Genomic DNA, 14,371 nt, shown 5'->3' with positions numbered 1-14,371 from the left:
CTCAAAAGCTCATAGCATTACAGTCAACCACGTCGACCAAAAGGTCGCGACTATTCAAAAGGAATTTCCGAGTTTCTTTTTACTAGTCGCGATTCGTAATGCCTTGAGTGTCAATTAACACATCTAAGATTTCTTTAAGCACTAAAGGAAGATTAGAAACAAGGAATAACAATGTTCGAAAAACCAGTTGTTAAAACGTTCCAGTACGGTAACCACACAGTTACTTTAGAAACTGGCGTTATTGCACGTCAAGCTACAGCAGCAGTTATGGTCACAATGGATGATACGTCTGTATTCGTATCTGTTGTAGGTAAAAAAGAAGCCGTTGCAGGTCAAGACTTCTTCCCACTAACGGTTAACTACCAAGAGCGTACTTACGCTGCGGGTAAAATCCCAGGCGGCTTCTTCAAACGTGAAGGTCGTCCTTCTGAAGGCGAAACGCTAACAGCTCGTCTAATCGACCGTCCAATCCGTCCGCTATTCCCAGACGCGTTTAAAAACGAAGTTCAGGTTATCGCGACAGTAATGTCTGTAAACCCAGATGTTCAGCCAGATATCGTTACAATGATCGGTACTTCTGCTGCTCTTGCTATCTCTGGCATTCCATTCAACGGCCCTATCGGTGCGGCGCGTGTTGGTCATATCGATGGTCAGCTTGTACTTAACCCTAGCCAAACTGAACTAGAAACTTCTAAGCTTGACCTTGTTGTTGCAGGTACAGAGTCAGCAGTACTGATGGTTGAGTCAGAAGCGGACAACCTAACTGAAGAAGAAATGCTAGCGGCGGTTGTTTATGGTCATGACCAACAACAAGTTGCTATTCAAGCTATCAACGAATTCAAAGTAGAAGTTGCAACTCCTGCTTGGGATTGGGTTGCTCCTGAAGAGAACACAGCGCTTAAAAATAAGATTGCTGATCTAGCAGAAGCTAAACTTGTTGAAGCTTACCAAATTACTGAGAAAATGGCTCGTTACGACCGCATCCATGAGATCGCTGCGGAAGTAAATGAAGTTCTTCTTGCTGAAGATCCTGAAGCAGATACAAAAGAAATCCACACTATCTTCCATGATCTAGAGAAGACAGTAGTACGTAGCCGTATTATTGCAGGTAACCCTCGTATCGATGGCCGTGAAAAAGACATGGTTCGTGCACTAGATGTACGTACTGGTGTTCTTCCTCGTACTCACGGTAGCGCGCTATTCACTCGTGGTGAAACTCAGGCGATCGTTACGGCAACGCTAGGTACTCAGCGTGATGCTCAAATCATCGATGAGCTAACTGGTGAGCGTAAAGATCACTTCCTACTGCACTACAACTTCCCTCCATACTGTGTAGGTGAAACTGGTTTTGTAGGTTCTCCTAAGCGTCGTGAAATCGGCCACGGTAAACTGGCGAAGCGTGGTATTGCTGCAGTAATGCCTTCTGTTGATGAGTTCCCATACACAGTACGTGTTGTATCGGAAATCACTGAATCTAACGGTTCATCTTCAATGGCTTCAGTATGTGGTACTTCTCTTGCACTTATGGACGCAGGTGTACCAATCAAAGCATCTGTTGCTGGTATCGCAATGGGTCTTGTTAAAGAAGGTGACGATTTCGTTGTACTTTCTGACATCCTTGGCGATGAAGACCACCTAGGTGACATGGACTTTAAAGTAGCAGGTACTAACACTGGTATCACTGCACTTCAAATGGACATCAAGATCGAAGGCATCACTAAAGAAATCATGCAAATTGCGCTTAACCAAGCTCAAGGCGCACGTAAGCACATTCTATCTGTAATGGATGAAGCTATCTCTGGTGCTCGTGAAGACATCTCTGAATTTGCTCCGCGTATTCACACGATGAAGATCAGCGCTGAGAAGATCAAAGACGTTATCGGTAAAGGTGGTGCAGTTATCCGTGCTCTAACTGAAGAGACTGGTACAACTATCGAAATCGAAGACGACGGTACTATCAAGATTGCTGCAACTGAAGGCACTGCTGCGAAAGAAGCTATCCGCCGTATCGAAGAGATCACTGCTGAAGTTGAAGTGGGCCGTATCTACACAGGTAAAGTTGCACGTCTAGCTGACTTCGGTGCATTCGTAACGGTTCTTCCAGGCAAAGATGGTCTTGTACACATTTCTCAAATCGCAGAAAAACGCGTAGAGAAAGTGTCTGACTACCTAGCTGAAGGTCAAGAAGTTCAAGTTAAAGTTCTTGAAATCGACCGCCAAGGCCGTGTACGTCTAAGCATGAAAGAAGCGGTAGAAAAGCCAGCTGAAGAAGCTGCTGCTGAAGCACCAGCTGCTAAAGACGAGTAAGACAAAATGAGACTTTCAGCCTTTTATTAGATTAAGGGCCTGAAAGCATGTTATAAAAGGGGAGCATTTTCGCTCCCCTTTTTTGGTTTGTTTCGATGTATTAACCTCAAACGAGGTTATCGCCTATATTGCATTAAGAGAAATAAATCTTGAGCGGTCCAAACAGGAGTATCAATTAGTGAAATGGTTTCAAACCGCAATTTTATGTGTTGCTATCGCGCTGACCGGTTGTGCAAATACTTCTCAACAATCAGCACAAAAGTGGTTATATCCACCGATGGCGGTGCCACTTCAGCCTAGTGTTCAACAAGAAGTACAAATCGCGCGTCTCTCGCAGTTGCTACAACGTCCCGACCTTAGTGATGAAGTGCGCGCTAAAATGCATTATGAGCGCGGTAGCTACTACGACAGCGTTGGTTTACGTGATCTTGCCCGTTTGGACTTTAACCAGTCTTTGCAGTTGAATCCTGCTCAGCCGGACATCTTCAATCTTTTGGGAGTATACTTTACCCAAGTAGGAGAGTTTGATGCGGCATATGAAGCGTTTGACTCGACCATAGAGTTGGCTCCTGATAATACCTATGCTGAGCGCAACCGTGCGATTGCACTGTATTATGGTGGCCGAATCGATCTCGCTTTAGAAGATATGACCAAGCATTATCAAGAAATGCCAACGGATCCTTTTCGTTCATTATGGCTGTACATCATCGAAGCTGAGCAAAATCCAGAGCAAGCAAAAGCCAATCTTCAACAGCGTTATTTACGAGATCGTAGTGAAGAGTGGGGGTGGGTTCTTGTTGCTATCATGCTGCGAGACGTCTCGGACGAAGACGCGCTTAAAGCAATTATGGATGGAACGAGAGAGAACTATCGCCTAGCTGAACGATTGACGGAAACGTATTTCTACCTTGGAAAGCGTAATCAGCTTGAAGGTGATATCGCAAGTGCCATCTCACTTTATAAGCTCGCGATTTCGTTCAACGTTTACGATTATGTTGAGCATCGCTATTCTTTCTTGGAGTTGGCGCAAATTTATGATCAATTACAGCAAGATAGATTGGCCAAGTTAAAGGCTGCCAAGAAGCTGGAAATTGAATGATTTAGAGCCGCTCGATGAGAGCGGCTTTTTTTATGATTGAACTTGATGAGTGACTCATTTAAAATAGTTAGTCTTGCTAACTAAGTGGTGGTGGCTTTTATGGCATTAGAAGAAAGCTTGATTGATTTAGAGCGTTTTTGCGCCAAAGCTTGGCGTGTCTATGCCAAAGAAGATCCATTATCACATCTAAGCTTTAATGAGTTCGATTATTTACGTGTGATTCAGGTTTACCCTGAGGGTGTGCGAATAACCGATCTTGCAGAAGAGCTGCAAGTGACTAAGCCTTCCGCATCGACAATGGTTGTGCGTTTGGAAAAAAAGGGTTTGGTGAAACGCATCGCATGTAATGAGGATGCTCGTGCTAAGCGTGTGTTGCTTACGGAAGAAGTCGCAGAAAAAATGTCTTTGGAGCAGGTAGTGTACAAAGATATCTCTGACCAAATGATGCAACAATTAAATCAGCAAGAAGCTGAACAGTTACAAGCTTTATTGAATAAAGCATTGAGTAATAAGTCATTTTAAACTGAAGCAAAGGCCTCAGCTGTATGGTTTAGTTTTTGTTGTTTCATCTTTCTTTTATTTAATTTAACCATTTAGTTAGCCTTGCTAATTAAATGGTTAGCTTTGCTAACTACTGGTGACAGTCATGCAAAACTCAATTTATAGACAGTTTTGGAAATATACGATTCCAACCGTCGCAGCAATGCTCGTAAACGGTTTGTATCAAATAGTTGATGGCATTTTTATTGGCCGTTATGTTGGCGCTGACGGATTAGCTGGGATCAATGTTGCGTGGCCTATTATCGGTTCGATCCTCGGTATAGGAATGATGATTGGGGTGGGGACTGGCGCGCTGACTTCGATCAAGCAAGGAGAGAACGATCATGAAGGCGCTAAGCGAATCCTAACGACCGGATTGACGTTGTTAGCGGCATTGATGCCGATCGTTGCTACAATATTGTTCTTGTTTTCGGATGAATTTATTCGCTGGCAAGGTGCGGAAGGGCGAGTGTTTGAACTTGCGCTGCAATATTTGCATATTCTGATTGTCGCGTGCGTATTCACGTTGGGTTCTATCGCAGTTCCGTTTTTATTACGCAATGACGACAGCCCGAACTTAGCAACGATTTTGATGGTCATCGGTGCCGTTATTAACATTGTATTAGACTACGTATTTATTGCTTGGTTGGAGTGGGAGTTAACCGGAGCCGCTATTGCCACTGCACTTGCACAATTAGTGGTCACTGTGCTCGGTATTGGTTACTTCTTTACTTCAAAAGCAACATTACGCCTTCGTATCCGCGACTTCAAAGTTCAGGTTGATGCTGCACCAAAGATTATCATGATAGGTACATCAAGTTTCTTTATGTACGCCTACGGCTCTGTGATGGTGGCACTGCACAACGCGTTATTTGCTCAATACGGAAGTGCAATGTTGATCGGAGCGTACGCCATTTTGGGGTACATCGTGACGGTTTACTATCTGATAGCAGAAGGAATTGCGAATGGTATGCAGCCTTTAGTGAGCTTCAACCACGGTGCACGTAATCAGGAGAACATCAGAAAGTTATTAAAGGTCGCGATGGGGACATCTGTGCTTGGTGGGGTGGCGTTCGTTGTTTTGATGAACCTTTTCCCGTACGAACTGGTTGCGGTGTTTAATAATGCTGACCAACAGTTGATTGATAGCACCGTGATCGGGATTCGTTTACACATGTTTGCGTTGTTCTTAGATGGTTTTTTAGTTGTGGCGGCCGCGTACTATCAATCAGTAAACAAAGGCAGCAAAGCTATGTTTGTAACACTAGGCAACATGCTGGTCCAGTTGCCATTCTTATTCATTATGCCGAAACTTTTCGGCGTGACAGGTATTTGGTTAGCTTTCCCATTGTCTAACATTGCATTGAGTTTGGTCGTGATCAGTATGTTGTGGCGAGATGTGAAAAAGCTGCTTAATGAGAGTTCTGTCGAACCAAGGGTGCAAGCCTGCTAACAAAAGCTAACAGATAAAAGCGAGGCTAGGCCTCGCTTTTATCTTTAAGGATTAAATGGTTTTTACTTCTAAGCCCGCTAGTTGATGCCAATAGCCATTGCATTGGCGGCTTTCGAGCTTTTCAGGATTATCGCCGTATTCGTTTGAGCGAAAACGCTCTAACTCTGAAAAAGTGTCGATACCAAGAGGGCTTAACCGGACCACATCAACCAGCCCTTTCATAGTAGGTAAGTCATTGATGAGGTTGTAGCAATACCCTGACTGTGTTTGAATGCCGTTAAGGTTAAAGACTTCTTGCCCTTCTTGGCTGCTGACCTGGATACCCGTAGGGTATTTGATACAGCAGGTTTCGCAATCGTCTTTCGCTCGGTTTTCAGCTCGGGCTGTGAAACAGCGAGCGGAATACGCTAAAGGCAAATAACCGTGGCTAAATACCTCAACTTCAAACTTGTTACGAATACCAAGCTCGTCACACTGAACTAAAGTATCGTTTAACCATTCGCGAGATAGCTCGACAGGCATGCACCAACGCATCATACCTTGCTTCAAAAATAAGTTGAGCGTGTGTGCGTTATAAGTATTGATTGCAGGGCCAACGACGAAAGGCACTTTATGCTCTGATGCCAATTGAACAGCAGATACGTCATTTGCTTCAATCGCGAAGTCACCGTTGTCGATGTACTTCTTCATTATGTTTACTTCACTCGGAGCTTCTAGTAGTGCCATTGTTGATAGCACCACTTGCTTGCCAGATGCAGACAGCTCTTTTGCGATTTCAAGCCAATGCGAAGGCTTCATTTCTCGACGTTTTGAACATACGGTTTCCCCAAGATAGATGATGTCCGCGGAGCTTGATTTCGCTTGTTCATAAAACGCTTCGATGTCTTGTTTTGGCCAGAAGTACAACAGCGGGCCAAGCGCGTATTTCATTGAATTATCCATCTTAACCTCTACTGCCATTTGCGGTGATAAGCACCAAGTGTGGTCTGCGTACCTTCAGACACGTTTGCCAATGCGGCATCCCAAGCCGCTTCGACTTGATAAGCTTCTGGGTTTGCTTGGTAACGGTCAATCGCGGCTCGCCATGTTCGAGTGACTTGTTCTACGTAAGCTGGGCTACGTTGGCGACCTTCAATTTTTACAGACGCCACATTTGCAGCAAATAGTTCTGGCAGCATAGAGAGGGTGTTCAAACTGGTTGGTTCTTCCAGTGCGTGGTAGCGTTTTTTCTCGCCTTCGATTTCTGCTTCGAAACGACCTTTACACAAGGTAGGGTAGCCCGCATTTTCACCGGCGCTGTAGCGATCGATCAAAATGTCGTTAAGGCGGGATTCCAGACCATTTTCTGTTTCTTGCCAGCGAACGTACTTAGCTGGAGAGCATGCTCCCACAGTGTTTGGAGACTCGCCTGTCATATATGACGATAGGTAGCAGCGACCTTCAGACATGATGCAAAGGCTACCAAAAGCAAAGACTTCTAACTCGACATCGCTAGTGATGTTGCGTGAGAGCTGTTTGACCTGATGAATCGATAAAACGCGGGGTAGCACTACCCGTTTTACGTTGAAGTTTTGTTTGTAAAAATCAATGGCTGCGACGTTGGTCGCTGATGCTTGCACTGAAAGGTGTAGTTCCAGATCGGGATATTTGCGAGCCGCGTACTCCAGCACTGCAATGTCTGCAACAATCAGCGCGTCTACACCCAGTGCCGCTGCATTGTCTACTGCGTTCGTCCAGCGCTCGAAGCCATTGGGATGAGCGAAGGTATTCAACGCGACATGAATTTTTTTATTGCGGTCATGAACGTATTGCACCGCTTTTTCTAACTTTTTGCCGTTAAAGTTTAGGCCAGCAAAGTGACGGGCGTTGGTATCATCTTTGAAACCAATGTAGACGGCATCGGCACCGCAATCAATCGCAGTTTTTAACGCAGGCAGGTTACCCGCGGGACACAAGAGTTCCATATGCTCACAATCATTGAGAATAAAAAGGTGCCCGCATTTTATGAAGAATTATGAATAGCGAAATTGACCTAAGTTAGGTTTAGCTCAATAAAGTCGATATTTACCCCTTGCGAGTAAGGGGATCGGGTCGGGGTTAGTTCTTGTGACGACGATTCTGTACAAACAGCTCTTCAATTTCATGTTTTGGCTGCGGGCGATAAAAATGGAATCCTTGAATCGCATTACATTGAAGGTTAGAGAGCAAAGTAGCTTGCTGGTGGGTTTCCACCCCCTCGGCAACGACAGTTAAGTCGAGCGACTTACCCAGATTAATGATGTTTTCAATCACAGTGACTTGTTTCGGTAGTGTGTCGATATCATTAATAAAAGCGCGGTCGATTTTTAGCTCGTCAATAGGGAAACGCGCTAAGTAAGAAAGAGAAGAGTAGCCGGTACCAAAGTCATCGATAGAGAGAGCGAAGCCAAGCTTTTTAATCGCATTCAACATTTGCAGTGTATGTTCGCTATCACTCATCACGGCACTTTCGGTTAGCTCGAAGGTAATGCAGCTTGGATCAAGCTCGGTAGTGCGAAGCAGCTTTTCCATAAAGTCGATCAGCTGTGGGTTGCCAAATTGCTCGGGAGAGAGGTTGATGGCGACACGGCCTGGCAGTATGCCTTGTTGCTTCCAACGTTTTACCGTATTGAAAACATCACGCATCACGACACGTCCAAGGTGTTCGATTAACCCAGCGCGCTCGGCGACAGGAATGAATGAGCCAGGACTAATGTACCCTTCGACTGGATGCTTCCAACGAACGAGCGCTTCTGCGCCGTTGATACTGAAGTCTCGCGCGTTAACCTTAGGTTGATACCACACTTCCAAACCGTTCTGCTGCAATGCTTTTTGCAGTTCGATTTCAAGCCACAAACGCATACGCGCTTCTTTGTTCATTTGATCGTTAAATTTGATCAGACGATTTCTACCACGATCTTTGGCTTCATACATCGCAGTATCGGCATTTTGTAGTAGGATTCGTGCATCTTGTCCGTCTTCAGGGTATCGAACGCTACCAATTGAACAGGCAAGGCGTTTACTGAAGTGGTGCAAGTCGAAAGGTTGGTTGATCAACGAGATAATGCGATCGGACAAAATTTCAGCCATGCGGGTATTTTCTGGCTCCGGCAGAATGACGCCAAACTCATCGCCACCCAAATGACCAATAATCGCTTGGTTTGGTAGTAACCGTTTAAGACGGGCCGATACCTCTTGAATCACTTTATCGCCAATATGGTGACCAAGTGAGTCATTAATGTTTTTGAAGTTATCGATATCCAAATAGAACACCAGAAGCGGTGTTTGCTTTTTGATCAGCTGTTCCAAACGTTTGGTGAAGCCAAAGCGGTTGTAGAGTTTGGTGAGCGAGTCAATGTGTATGTCTTCATTCGATGCAGAAGACAGGTTTTTGGGCGCATCATCAGCATCTTGGATTAGGATAATTTGAGATTCGCTACCTAATATCGCCGTGGAATCCGCGTGTAGCTGAACTTTCCGTTCAAAGCCGCATCTTGCACTGGTTAAGCAGACAAAAGGTTTGTCAGAAATTAATGTACTCAATCGATGACTAAATACCTTTTTACTGTTTTCATCGATGAATAAACGACTTAGCTCTTCGCCCAACAATTCATGAGGAGAGTTAAGTCCGAGAAGGCGCGCTGATGCGGGGTTCGCAGAGATGACAATATCATCTTCGATAAGCAGTAATCCGTCTGGTAGCAGTTGTGTTAACTTCGCAAACTTACTTTCGGACTCTTCTAAGGAGCGAACGAGTATCTGCTTTTCTGAAGTATCGACAGCGTGAAAAACAACAAAGCGAATGTCGTTATCTTCAAAAACTGGCGAAAGGCTAAAGTGAAGACTGGTTTCAAGGTCGGTTTCATCGAGCGTGATTTCGGCTTCGACATGTGCCCCTTTGAACGCGCGCTGATAGTATGGTGCAAGCTTCTTATAAAACTGCTCACCCAGCACTTGGCAATCGTTTAAGCCGACGATTTCCTCATGACTTAAACCTGCGATATCGCAGTAACGGTCACTTACCATTCGATAATTGTGTTTTTTATCAAGAATGGCAAAGAAGAAAGGGCTATTTGAGGTTAGCGTGGCAAACCAATGTTTTAATTGCTGGGAAGGCATTAGGGTATTACCGATCTCCAATGAGCCAGATTATTCGTCCGTGTATAAAAAGCGACACCCTGATAAGCCTGCGGCGATCTACCACCAAGCCAAAGTGTTACTTGCCATTAAAGGGCTCGCGGTTTTAGCTGTGCAGTCGACAATCACATGGATACGCTCAGATAACTATAACTTTGAAAATACGGTTGTAAAAGTGTTTATCCACCTGTTCGCATCAATAATACACGTAAGTTCAAAAAAAGAAGCGTTAGTGAGCAATAAACCACCAATCTAAAATAAGCACTTTATTGATACATAACAGTAATCTCATCGCCACGATTGCTTAATATAAGCAACCTAATGACAAAGTAACGGATAATGAACGTGTTAAACAAGATTCGCAGTCAACTAGTAAAGAACGCAGCTAATATTTTGCGTTCTCCAGTCCAGTTATTACCACAGCCAATTCAGCAAAAAGCGTTGCTAGAAGGGCTAAAAATGGTGTTTAAAGAAGCCTTGGAAGATGGTGACTTTGAGTTCCTTGAAGACAAGTGGTTAAAAGTTGCGATTAAAGACTTGAACTTAGCATGGTACATCAGCTATCAAGACGAAAAATTGGTGGTAGCTGAAAAACCAGTTCAGGAAGATGTGAGTTTTAGTGGTAATCTAAACGACCTAGTACTGATTGCTGGTCGTAAAGAAGACCCTGACACACTGTTCTTCCAACGTCGCCTTTCAATTGAAGGTGATACTGAGCTTGGCTTAGAAGTGAAAAACTTAATGGACAGTGTCGACTTAGAGCAGTTACCGAAAGCAATGCAAGTCGCTTTGAATCAATTGGCTGATTTTGTTCAGAAAGGAGTTCAAGCGCCTGCACAACCAACCGGAGTAGCGAATGCTTATTCGAACTGAAGCCCCAGCGGACATTCTTACCATTGACCGCTTATTGAAACACGCCTTCCCGACGGAAGCTGAAGCTGAGCTTGTGATGCGTTTGCGCGAAAACAGCAAATTCACGCTTTCCTTAGTCGCGTGTACAGATGAGGGAGAGGTGATAGGCCATGCTTTATTTAGCCCTGTGACCTTAAATGGTGAAGATTTGTCATGGCAAGGGCTAGCGCCATTAGCTGTTCATGAAGATTACCGTCGCCAAGGCATCGCTGCAGAGTTGATCAAAGAAGGTTTTGATTCACTGCGTGATTTTGGCTATCCAGTGTGTGTGGTGTTGGGCGATCCTGATTATTACGCGCGCCAGGGTTTTCAATCATGCGACGAGATGGGCTTTGAATGTGCTTGGGATGTCCCTAAAGGTGCATTTCGAATCGCAGAGTTGGTCGAAGGTCAATGTGCCGGACGCTCCGGACGTATAGACTATGCGCCAGAGTTCTCTGAACTGTAAATGAAAGAAGCCCACGACTATGTGGGCTTCTTTCTTATTCACTGAAAACTGAGATAGGGAGGTTACGATGACGGGTTACTTTTCTTTTTGCCCCAGACCTCTATTTTCGCTTTTTTACTTACCCCTAGCAGGCTAAGTTTTGTGCTTCCCCAGCTACTGTAAGTCATTTCAATCTGTTTTAGCTTGGCTTCTTTTGTGCCTGGAAGGCTCCAGGCACGAGTCGACAATCCGCTTGTTAGTACGCCCATCGAGGAAAGCTTTTTCTCACTACCATCTGTCATGACGACTTTTAAACTATTAATGTCTACCGTTCCTTGCACACATTTTAGTTTTATTTTACTGAAGCTTCGGTTTCGGAATAGGCTATTTGGTGTCACGGTATCTGTTTCTGTATGAAAGTTAACGGTTTTCGTTGCAATCAGCTCCCACTCATCGCTGTTATTAGCAAAAACACTCACGCTGGTGGCGGCTACCAGTGTGCAAAGTAGTAGCGTATTTAAGAATTTCATAATGTACCTCATATGTCATACCCAATGTGTGGCCGTTGGCAAAACGCTATGTTCAGGAATATCCAAATCATCTCATTGTGTTCAGGTGTCCCTTGAAGTCCTTTAGGTATAATCGCGATAATTTGATAGGATTGCCCTCGTTCAAATAGGTGACGGAAAATGTCAATTAACGAGAAACAGTATTTACGTGAAATGGGGATCAGCACATGGGAGCTGGTACACCCTGAAAGACTGGAAGGCTATCAATCGCCATTATTGGATTTGCAAAGTTCATGTAAACTCCTATTGGTATCGCCAATATGTCCAGAAAACGAGACGGCATTGATGTTTGAGCGCGTATTAAAAAGCATTAAGCTCACGCTTGATGATGCGCTACACCTAGAGCCTGAGCGCTTATCCATGCTGGGTGAACATCAGCTAGAGTGGGTGTGGTTTGCAGGCTGTGAGGCTGATCAAAGCATCAAGGCAAAGCACCTGACCTCGCCACTATTACAAGATATTGATGGTAATAACGAACAGCGCCGCGCATTGTGGCAACAAATCTGTTCGTACTCTTCTTAACGGAGCTAATGCGTGACAATTGAAATTACGCCGATGCGTGCAGAGCACCTCGACCAAGTTTGGCAAATCGAGCAGCAAGCACATTCTCACCCTTGGGCCGAATCTTTGGTTCGTGACTTATCCAGTCGCGGTGCTTGCCATCATGTGATGCTGGAAGGCTCTCAAGTGGTTGGTTACTTCTATGGACAGAATATTGTTGGAGAAGTGACACTATTAAATATTGCAGTAGCGCCTTCTCAACAGGGCAGAGGGCTAGGGCAAAAATTGCTGGACGCGTTTATTGAATACTGTGAACAAGCCAAAGCAGAGAGTGCTTGGTTAGAAGTGCGTGAAAGTAATCACCCAGCTATCCATATTTATGAGCAAGCAGGTTTTAATGAAGTGGACCGTCGTTACAACTATTACCCAGCTAAATCGGGAAATGGTAAGGAAGACGCCATTATCATGAGTTACTTATTTTTGAGTTAGTTTTAGGCCGTTACTAATTACCTCATCAACACTTATGCTTTAAATGCGTATCCGGATTCGAGGCTTTTGAATATGTAATAATAATTTTTTGAATTTTTACATCTCTTTGTGTGGAGCTGGCTTTCCCTTGTTAGTTGCAGGTAAAGGCTGGTGAGCCGAGTAAATTCAGTTCATGTCTTTCCAGTTTGCTAGCACAGCGATAATAAGCGAGAATACCGCACAATATCGAATAGTAGATATGCTTGCCTATTTTGTGAGCATGAAAGTAATTTAGAAGATTAACTAATGTCAAATCCCCTTTTTTTAGGCGAAGTGTCTAAGCGCAGAACGTTCGCTATTATTTCTCACCCGGATGCGGGTAAAACCACCATTACTGAAAAAGTACTGTTATTCGGAAACGCGATCCAAAAAGCAGGTACGGTTAAAGGTCGTGGTAACGCACAGCACGCAAAATCAGACTGGATGGAAATGGAAAAGGAACGTGGTATCTCGGTTACTACTTCTGTAATGCAGTTCCCTTACAACTATTGTCTGGTAAACCTACTTGATACGCCTGGACACGAAGACTTCTCGGAAGATACTTACCGTACTCTAACGGCAGTTGACTCATGTCTGATGGTTATCGATGCAGCGAAAGGTGTTGAGGACCGTACTCGTAAACTAATGGAAGTTACACGTCTACGTGACACGCCAATCGTAACCTTCATGAACAAACTTGACCGTGACGTTCGTGATCCAATGGAAGTATTGGATGAAGTAGAAAACGAATTGGGCATGATGTGTGCGCCAATCACATGGCCAATCGGCTGTGGTAAAGAGTTTAAAGGTGTTTACCACATTCACCGTGATGAAACGATTTTATACGAATCAGGTCACGGTCATGAGATTCAAGAAGTTCGAATCATCAAAGGTCTCGATAACCCAGAGCTTGATGAAAAAGTTGGTGCAGGCCTTGCGGAAAGTGTTCGAGAAGAGCTTGAGCTTGTTATGGGTGCTTGCCCTGAGTTTGATTTGGAAATGTTCTTAACAGGTGACCTGACGCCAGTTTACTTCGGTACTGCATTAGGTAACTTTGGTGTGGATCATATGCTAGACGGTCTAACTGAATGGGCTCCAGCGCCGAAAACTCGTCAAGCGGTTGAACGTGAAGTTGAAGCGACTGAAGAGAAGTTCTCTGGTTTCGTATTTAAGATCCAAGCGAATATGGACCCAAAACACCGCGACCGTATCGCATTCATGCGTATTGTATCGGGCACTTACACGCAAGGTATGAAGATGAACCACGTTCGTCTTGGCAAGCAAGTGAGTATCTCTGATGCAGTAACCTTTATGGCTGGTGACCGTGCACGTGCAGAACACGCTTACGCCGGTGACATCATTGGTCTACACAACCACGGCACTATTCAGATTGGTGATACCTTTACGCAAGGTGAATCACTGAAGTTCTCTGGTATTCCGAACTTCGCTCCGGAACTATTCCGTCGTATTCGCCTGAAAGATCCACTAAAGCAGAAGCAGCTTCTCAAAGGTTTGGTTCAGCTATCAGAAGAAGGTGCGGTACAGGTATTCCGTCCTCTACAGAACAACGATCTGATCGTTGGTGCCGTTGGTGTACTTCAGTTTGATGTTGTTGTGGCTCGTTTGAAGTCTGAGTATAACGTTGAAGCGATTTATGAAGGCATTAACGTTGCAACTGCGCGTTGGGTTGAGTGTGGTGATGCGAAGAAACTGGATGAGTTCCAACGCAAGAATCAAGCGAACTTAGCATTGGATGGTGGTGATAACCTAACGTATATCGCTCCAACAATGGTTAACTTAAACTTAGCGAAAGAGCGTTTTCCTGACGTTGATTTCCGTGCGACACGTGAGCACTAATTTGCGCGGTTAGGGTAAGCCGTAACGCAAGCTAGATTTTAAAA

13 protein-coding genes are annotated in these 14,371 nt (G+C 44.6%); 9 read left to right on the top strand and 4 right to left on the bottom strand.

Annotated elements, in window-relative coordinates; genetic code table 11:
* The first annotated feature begins 171 nt into the window (after nt 1-171).
* The 4 genes from pnp to N646_RS07425 all read left to right on the top strand — a co-directional run bounded on the left by pnp (nt 172) and on the right by N646_RS07425 (nt 5,399).
* Entirely contained in the window at nt 172-2,307 is a 2,136-nt protein-coding gene (pnp, locus tag N646_RS07440) for a polyribonucleotide nucleotidyltransferase (RefSeq protein WP_017820422.1), read from the top strand.
* 178 nt (nt 2,308-2,485) lie between these two features.
* Complete coding sequence (nlpI, locus tag N646_RS07435; protein ID WP_005380101.1) at nt 2,486-3,406, top strand: lipoprotein NlpI; 921 nt, start codon at nt 2,486-2,488, stop codon at nt 3,404-3,406.
* Between the two features lie 99 nt (nt 3,407-3,505).
* Complete coding sequence (locus N646_RS07430; protein ID WP_005380103.1) at nt 3,506-3,928, top strand: MarR family winged helix-turn-helix transcriptional regulator; 423 nt, start codon at nt 3,506-3,508, stop codon at nt 3,926-3,928.
* Between the two features lie 124 nt (nt 3,929-4,052).
* Nucleotides 4,053-5,399, top strand: a complete 1,347-nt coding sequence (locus N646_RS07425; protein WP_017635889.1) for an MATE family efflux transporter — start codon at nt 4,053-4,055, stop codon at nt 5,397-5,399.
* 51 nt (nt 5,400-5,450) lie between these two features.
* Here the strand turns inward: N646_RS07425 and N646_RS07420 are convergent, their stop codons facing one another.
* From N646_RS07420 to N646_RS07410, 3 genes are all read right to left on the bottom strand, one after another.
* Nucleotides 5,451-6,329 (bottom strand): U32 family peptidase, encoded by an 879-nt coding sequence (locus tag N646_RS07420; protein WP_021034024.1) that lies wholly within the window; start codon nt 6,327-6,329, stop codon nt 5,451-5,453.
* A gap of 20 nt (nt 6,330-6,349) precedes the next feature.
* Nucleotides 6,350-7,363 carry a ubiquinone anaerobic biosynthesis protein UbiU gene (ubiU, locus tag N646_RS07415; protein WP_005386427.1) on the bottom strand — a complete coding sequence of 338 codons (1,014 nt, stop codon included), beginning with the start codon at nt 7,361-7,363 and terminating at the stop codon, nt 6,350-6,352.
* 133 nt (nt 7,364-7,496) lie between these two features.
* The gene (locus tag N646_RS07410; protein WP_017820424.1) at nt 7,497-9,536 is read right to left on the bottom strand and encodes a sensor domain-containing protein; all 2,040 of its coding nucleotides are present in this window, start codon (nt 9,534-9,536) and stop codon (nt 7,497-7,499) included.
* A gap of 363 nt (nt 9,537-9,899) precedes the next feature.
* On the opposite strand from N646_RS07410, the gene ubiT reads away from it, so the two are divergent.
* Nucleotides 9,900-10,427: a ubiquinone anaerobic biosynthesis accessory factor UbiT gene (gene ubiT / locus N646_RS07400; RefSeq protein WP_005394645.1), complete on the top strand. Its 528-nt coding sequence runs from the start codon at nt 9,900-9,902 to the stop codon at nt 10,425-10,427.
* Nucleotides 10,411-10,914 carry a GNAT family N-acetyltransferase gene (locus N646_RS07395; protein ID WP_017820425.1) on the top strand — a complete coding sequence of 168 codons (504 nt, stop codon included), beginning with the start codon at nt 10,411-10,413 and terminating at the stop codon, nt 10,912-10,914. The genes ubiT and N646_RS07395 overlap by 17 nt, the downstream gene beginning before the upstream one ends.
* 62 nt (nt 10,915-10,976) lie before the next feature.
* Here the strand turns inward: N646_RS07395 and N646_RS07390 are convergent, their stop codons facing one another.
* Nucleotides 10,977-11,423, bottom strand: coding sequence for an LptA/OstA family protein (locus tag N646_RS07390; protein WP_017820426.1), 447 nt, complete (start codon nt 11,421-11,423; stop codon nt 10,977-10,979).
* 159 nt (nt 11,424-11,582) lie between these two features.
* Between N646_RS07390 and N646_RS07385 the strand changes: the two genes are divergently transcribed.
* From N646_RS07385 to prfC, 3 genes are all read left to right on the top strand, one after another.
* A complete protein-coding gene (locus tag N646_RS07385) occupies nt 11,583-11,984 on the top strand; it encodes a DNA polymerase III subunit psi (RefSeq protein ID WP_005380121.1) in 402 nt (133 codons plus the stop codon).
* A gap of 12 nt (nt 11,985-11,996) precedes the next feature.
* The gene (rimI, locus tag N646_RS07380) at nt 11,997-12,452 is read left to right on the top strand and encodes a ribosomal protein S18-alanine N-acetyltransferase (protein ID WP_005380122.1); all 456 of its coding nucleotides are present in this window, start codon (nt 11,997-11,999) and stop codon (nt 12,450-12,452) included.
* A 285-nt stretch (nt 12,453-12,737) separates the two neighbouring features.
* Nucleotides 12,738-14,327 carry a peptide chain release factor 3 gene (prfC, locus tag N646_RS07375; RefSeq protein ID WP_017820427.1) on the top strand — a complete coding sequence of 530 codons (1,590 nt, stop codon included), beginning with the start codon at nt 12,738-12,740 and terminating at the stop codon, nt 14,325-14,327.
* The last annotated feature ends 44 nt before the right edge of the window (nt 14,328-14,371 follow it).

This window comes from Vibrio alginolyticus NBRC 15630 = ATCC 17749, assembly GCF_000354175.2.
In the GTDB taxonomy this organism is placed as follows: domain Bacteria; phylum Pseudomonadota; class Gammaproteobacteria; order Enterobacterales; family Vibrionaceae; genus Vibrio; species Vibrio alginolyticus.
This window is presented reverse-complemented; position numbering and strand designations above follow the sequence as displayed.